This window comes from Actinocorallia lasiicapitis, assembly GCF_054778695.1.
Genome location: NZ_BAAGZI010000768.1, coordinates 1 through 1,103, shown reverse-complemented (window position 1 = coordinate 1,103; position 1,103 = coordinate 1). Strand labels below are relative to the sequence as shown.

Below are 1,103 nucleotides of genomic sequence, written 5' to 3'. Positions count from 1 at the left end.
GGGCCGAGGCCGGGCTGATCCAGATCGCCGCCGCCGCCCCCGGGCTCCTCGACGACCGCGGCGAACGCATCGCCGGCCGGGCCGCCCGCTTCGTCGCCGAACGCCGGTCGGAACCGCCGTCGGAGCGGGTCGAGGGGCGGATCGCGCAAGCGATGGCGGTGTGGAGCGACGCCCTCATGAACAGGTCTCCCGAGGGGATCCCGGCCAGAGCCGCCGAGCTGCTCGCCGACGGTCTCCTGCTGGAGCAGTCCATCGAGGCCGAGGGGTTCGTCAACGCCTGCTGGGTGCTCGCGGCGGCCGACGAACCGGCGGCGATCGTCCATCTCGACGCCGCGATGTCGCGGTGCAGAAGGCGCTCGTCGGCGACCGGAAAGGCACTCGTGAGCTGCTTCCGTGCGTTCGTCCGGCTCCGCCGGGGCAGGCTGGCGGCCGCCGAACGGGACGCGCGCACCGCGATGGTCCTCATCGACCGCCACGGAGTGGAGATCATCAGACCTTTCGCGGCGGCGTTCCTCACCGAGATCCTCCTCGAGCGGCAGAACCACCGCGAAGCGGCGGACGTCCTGCGCTGGGCCGCGGGCACCGGGCAGAGCGGCGACGAGCTCCGGCATCCCTGGCTCGCGTTGAGCCTCGCCAGGCTCGACCGGGAGAACGGCCACATCGACCGCGCACTGGCCAGACTGCACGAATGCGGGGCCTGCCTGGACGAGAACGGCCTGGTCAACCCGGCGTTCCTGCCGTGGCGCTCCGAGGCCGCCCACCTCCTCCACCTCTGCGACGAGCCGGACGCCGCCCGCGATCTGGCCGCCCGCGATCTGGAGCTCGCCCGGGCCTGGGGCCGGCCCTCGGCCGTCGGACGCGCACTGCGCGTCCTCGGCACGATCACCGGCGGCGGCGCGGGACTCGACCTGCTGGAGCGCGCCCTGTCGGTCCTGGAGAACTCGACCGCACGGCTGGAGTACGCCCACGCCCTGTACGAGCACGGCAGCGGTCTGCGCCGGCTGAACCGGCGCACCGAGGCCAGGGCGCAGCTCACCCGGGCGCTGCGGCTGGCCGAGGACTGCGGCTCCGACGCCATCGCGGTGCGGACCCGTGCCGAGCTC

1 pseudogene is annotated in these 1,103 nt (G+C 74.2%); it reads left to right on the top strand.

The window, feature by feature from the left end:
* Nucleotides 1-1,103 (top strand): annotated as a pseudogene (locus ACYVE7_RS34475) (hypothetical protein); the annotation flags it as partial.